The sequence below is a fragment of the Synechococcus sp. R6-10 genome (assembly GCF_047461815.1).
Classification (GTDB): Bacteria; Cyanobacteriota; Cyanobacteriia; order Thermostichales; family Thermostichaceae; genus Thermostichus.
The window spans coordinates 1-4625 of the sequence record NZ_JANSHW010000450.1 but is presented as its reverse complement, the minus strand read 5'-3'; the positions used below and the strand labels follow the sequence as shown (position 1 = coordinate 4625).

Genomic DNA, 4625 nt, shown 5'->3' with positions numbered 1-4625 from the left:
ATCCCTGATGCTGTCCCAAAACAAGGATTCTGTCCCGCTGAGGCGAAGGATCCTCCATCTGCAGCCAAACCCCCTGAGCTGTGGGCGAAAACCCCCGACCGGCCAACTGAGCCAGATAAGTTTCCACCTGAGGTTGCAGGGATCCCTGCTCCGTCGCCTGAGAAGTGGGAGACAAACTCAGCAACAGAGTGGCCGCCGAGAGCAGCCCAACCCAGCTCGAAACCAGCCGCCTACCGGGCCAGCCCCACAGATGTCGTTCGCGATGGCGGCGCGGTTCCCCTGCCATAGGCATAGCGCGTTTCACGGGAAGCCCCCTCTGAACATCCCAACGGTGGAGGGGACGGATCCCTCAGCTCGTCAATTCCCAGCCACCCTCTTCCACAGGCTCTACATCGATGGTGCCGGGGGGTGTTTGCCGATAAAAACGTCCGTCTGCAACAAACAGCGGCTCTCCACAATTGGGGCAAAAGAAATGGCTGCCCTCAATGGCTTGCGATTCCGACCCACACACCGGGCAGCGATCCGTCGTGATCCAGCGGCGCGCCCACCAGCGAAAGGCCAGGAGCACCAACACCGGCAAGGACAGCAAAAGCAGCAACAGGGCCACCAATCCAGTGACCAGCCACCCCAGCCCGATACTGGTCAGCAAAGCTGCCAACGCCAGGGATCCCAGCCAGAACCCCCAGCCACCCAGAGAAATGGAATAGGTTTTGGGCTGCTCAAACCGCATTTTCGTTTTCCTTCCCCGATCACTACGCTTGCCAACGCTGTCAGGATGCCGCGGGCCTTTTCTTGAGTATGTTAGCCTAGGCGCGCCCGAACACCAGAAACAGTCCGCCACATGGCTCTGCTCTGTAGGCTAGCTCATCCCGGATGGATGAGGGATTGGGTTTCCCGCACCCTTCCCGAGGCTCTCCCGGCAGCCCATGCGCCTCAGTTGCGTCCCTGTTCTATTGAGCTTGTTCTATTGAGCCTGTCCATTGAGCCTGAACAATGTCTTCAGCAACCAGTCTTCAGCAACCAAGTCGGGTGGTGTCGTCATAAATGAAGTTATTATCAATTACAGAACTTATTGACTGTTACGGCGACGTTGCCCAACAGCGGAGGAGCGGCATCATGGTCTACACCGAAGAGGCGTTCAAGGCAGAGCTCAATGCCAAAGGCTGGCGAGCCACTCGGCAGCGGGAGATCATCCTGCAAACGTTTCAAAACTTGCCTGAGGGCACGCATCTGAGCGCGGAGGAGTTGCACAAAAAGTTGCGGGAAGAAGGCCACAACATTAGCCTTTCCACCATTTACCGCACCGTCAAGCTGATGTCCCGCATGGGCATTTTGCGAGAACTGGAACTGACCGAAGGGCACAAACATTACGAGATCAACCAGCCGGCCCCCCACCACCACCACCATCTGGTGTGCGTCAAGACCAACAAGGTGATCGAGTTCAAAAACAACGCCATTCTTAACATCACCCAGAAGGTGGCAGAAAAGTACGGTTTCAAAGTGTTGGATTGCCAGCTCACCATTATTGGTATCAGCCCAGAAGGGCAGCGCTCGATTTTGTAGCCAAAAATTCCCAAAGCTCAGGTTCTCATGCTTTCCCAGAAGGGGAACTGTACTGGGCTGGTAGGAGGATGGGGATCCCGTCAACGGGAGGAAATGCCAGAATAGCTCCCGTGAGGCCAATCGGCAGTCGGCAACCGAGGCAACAGTTGAATGGTTGATGAATAGTTGATCTTCTTCACCCCACTAGATCCGGGAGAGGGCCATGAACGAACAGGAAGTGGTGCAGTGGCTGGAGCAGGCGCTGGCCAATCCCCGCCTTAGGTTACAGGCCAAAGCCCAACCGCTCCAGGAGAGTCCCAAGGCTTATGCCCTCGTCATTATGATCAACCGCCCTGCCGGCCTTGCTCTCAACTATGAGGAGTTGACGGCCTGGTTCCAGAAGGCGATTCCCACTCGCTACCCCCAAGTCAAACGGTTGGCCCTCTACAGCCGCCCCATGGGCCAGCAGGCTGCCGACTGGAAAACTCAGGTGAGGCTGGATCCGGAGCCGGCGACAGACAAGGTGGATCCCGGTCGTGTTAGCAGTGCAGAGCACTTTACCGCTACGCGACCCTCTCGCGAACCCGTCAGTGGGACGGAGTCCCCGGAGAGTCCGGATCTAAGCCGCTACTGCTTTGTCAGCGATCGCCAGTTGCTTACCGCCGACCTTCCTCAGCCGCCTGGTTTGCTCCGCCAGGCGGTTTTGGGTTTTCACGGCCTCACTTCTGGGCAAAAGCAGGAGGTTCTGCCCCTCCTGCCCACCTTGTTTCGCAATCCCAGCGCCGTCTCGACGGTGATGTTATCGGTGGAAGCGGCCTTGTGGCTGGAGCCTCTGAAAAGCCTGAATCCTCACGAGCTGCGTCTACTGAGCGTTTGGCTGAGCCGCTATTGCTCCAACCCCAGCCGCACCCTAGCGGAATTGGATCCCGCCACCTCAGGTCTCAAAATTGGGCAAACCAAGCGCAGCTACCGCGCGCCTCAGGTGGGGGTCTCGCTGATTTTGGCCAGCTTTGCCGGCAACCTGACGGCGGCCTCAGGTGTGACCCTGAGCCTGCTGTTCGGTATGGTGTTTGTGCTTTTCCTGACCGTCTTGGGCAGCTTAGAGGGGGGATTCTCTCTGGGCTCTTTCATCTTCGCCATTCTGCTCACCCTCGCCTTCAATGCCCTGATCTTCTTTTTGTCCCCTTGGCTGATGGACTGGATCCAGCACAGCCTCTATGGCACCGAGTGGGCGAGCTTGGCGGAAATCGGGCGTCGCAGCCCAGAGAGTGCGGAGGTCATTGAACGGGTCTGCCGACAGTACAAGCTGAAGCAGCCGAAGCTGGGGCTGATCCGCGACCAAAACCCCACCGCCTTCACCTATGGCAGCCTGCCGGACACGGCCCGCATTGTTGTCAGCGAAGGATTGTTCACCTACTTGGAAGATGAAGAGGTGGCTACGGTCTATGCCCACGAGCTGGGGCATGTGATCCACTGGGATTTCGCCGTCATGACCCTGGCTTCCACGTTGGTGCAGATTCTCTACCTTCTTTACGTCTACATGCGGGATGCGCGCGACAACGGCAAAAGGGGCAGCCTCCGCTCCCTGGCCTTGGTCGCCTACTTTTTCTATGTGGCCGGCTCCTACTTGTTGCTGTATCTGTCGCGGGTGCGGGAGTACTTTGCCGACCACTTTGCTGCCGAAACCACCGGCAACCCCAATGGGCTCTCGCGGGCTTTGGTGAAAATTGCCTACGGCATTGTGCAAGAGGGAGAGCGGGAGCGGGATGAGGAAACCCGACAGCGCAGTGCTCGCCTACTGGAAGGAACGCGGGCTTTGGGGATCTACGATGCCAAGGCGGCTGTTACGGCGGGGACGGCCTACCGGGTTGCCTCGGATCCCGGCCAGGTGGGCAGGGTATTTTTGTGGGATCTGTTTAACCCTTGGGCCTGGTGGATGGAGCTGAACTCCACCCATCCCCTCACGGGCAAACGGGTACGGGCGCTGAGCACCTATGCGGAGCAACTGGATCTGCCGGTGGAGTTCGATATGGCCAGTGTGGTAGCCCAGGGCAAGCAGCTCAACCGGCAGCAGCTCTACGGGAACTTTCTGCTGGATATACTGCTGTTGAACGCCGAGTGGCTGGGGGCGATTGTGGGGGCGCTGCTCGGGATCCCGGCTTTGCGGATGGGCTTCTATGAAATGTTTGCCGGGCTGACCCTGATGGGGGTGGGCTTGGGCCTGCTGCTGAAGATGACGGTGATGTACCCCAGTCTGGAAAACCCGCCGGCGTTGACCGTGCTGAAGGCGATGAGCAATCCCTACGCCAGCCCTCTGCGTGGGCTGCCAATGCAGTTGGAAGGGCGGGTGATCGGGCGAGGGGATCCGGGCTATCGCTTTGGCTCCGATCTCAAGTTCCAGGATGAGACAGGGATGATCTTCCTGCGCTATGCTTCCCGCTTTGGGCCGCTGGGCAACTTCCTGTTCGGGGCGTACCAGGCAGGGGGGTTGATCGGCCAAGAGGGATCCGCGGTGGGGTGGTTCCGACGGGGGGTGGCCCCTTACCTGGATCTGGCCCGCTTCCAAACCCGCCATGGCCAACTACTCACCAGCTACCATCCCTTCTGGCAGGCTATGTGGGCTGTGCTGTTGTTAGTGGTTGCCCTGCTGGCAATGCTGCTGTTCTAGAGGATCCCGATCCTCAGTAGCCAAAAGCTTGCCTAGGCCATTTGAGATTGGCTACTTTTGCCCACCGTTGACGCGGGCGTAGTCGTCGCTGAAGCGGACGATATCATCTTCGCCCAGGTACTGGCCATTTTGCACCTCAATAATCACCAGAGGGATGACGCCGGGGTTTTCCAGACGATGCTTGGTGCAAGGGGGCACATAGGTGGATTGGTTGGCCGTAATGAGCTTTTCTTCGTCTCCGCAGGTGACCTTGGCGGTGCCGGCAACGACGATCCAGTGTTCGCTGCGATGGTAGTGCAACTGCAGGCTGAGGCGATGCTTGGGCAAAACCACGATCCGCTTGATTTTGTAGCCAGGGCCCTCTTCCAGCACTGTAAAGCTCCCCCAAGGCCGACTTTCAGCATTGCTCTCGATC

Annotated in this window: 4 protein-coding genes and 1 pseudogene; 2 read left to right on the top strand and 3 right to left on the bottom strand. The window is 58.6% G+C overall.

Annotated features, from left to right (window positions below):
• Positions 1-286: pseudogene (locus tag NW837_RS12015) on the bottom strand (D-alanyl-D-alanine carboxypeptidase); the annotation flags it as partial.
• Between the two features lie 63 nt (positions 287-349).
• The gene (locus tag NW837_RS12010) at positions 350-730 is read right to left on the bottom strand and encodes a hypothetical protein (protein WP_414331816.1); all 381 of its coding nucleotides are present in this window, start codon (positions 728-730) and stop codon (positions 350-352) included.
• Positions 731-1116: 386 nt separating this feature from the next.
• Between NW837_RS12010 and NW837_RS12005 the strand changes: the two genes are divergently transcribed.
• Both NW837_RS12005 and NW837_RS12000 read left to right on the top strand, forming a co-directional pair.
• Positions 1117-1563 (top strand): Fur family transcriptional regulator, encoded by a 447-nt coding sequence (locus NW837_RS12005; RefSeq protein WP_011433855.1) that lies wholly within the window; start codon positions 1117-1119, stop codon positions 1561-1563.
• A gap of 202 nt (positions 1564-1765) precedes the next feature.
• Positions 1766-4210, top strand: coding sequence for a M48 family metalloprotease (locus NW837_RS12000; RefSeq protein WP_414331813.1), 2445 nt, complete (start codon positions 1766-1768; stop codon positions 4208-4210).
• Between the two features lie 51 nt (positions 4211-4261).
• Here the strand turns inward: NW837_RS12000 and NW837_RS11995 are convergent, their stop codons facing one another.
• Positions 4262-4624 carry a phosphomannose isomerase type II C-terminal cupin domain gene (locus tag NW837_RS11995; RefSeq protein ID WP_414331811.1) on the bottom strand — a complete coding sequence of 121 codons (363 nt, stop codon included), beginning with the start codon at positions 4622-4624 and terminating at the stop codon, positions 4262-4264.
• Between the last annotated feature and the right edge of the window lies 1 nt (position 4625).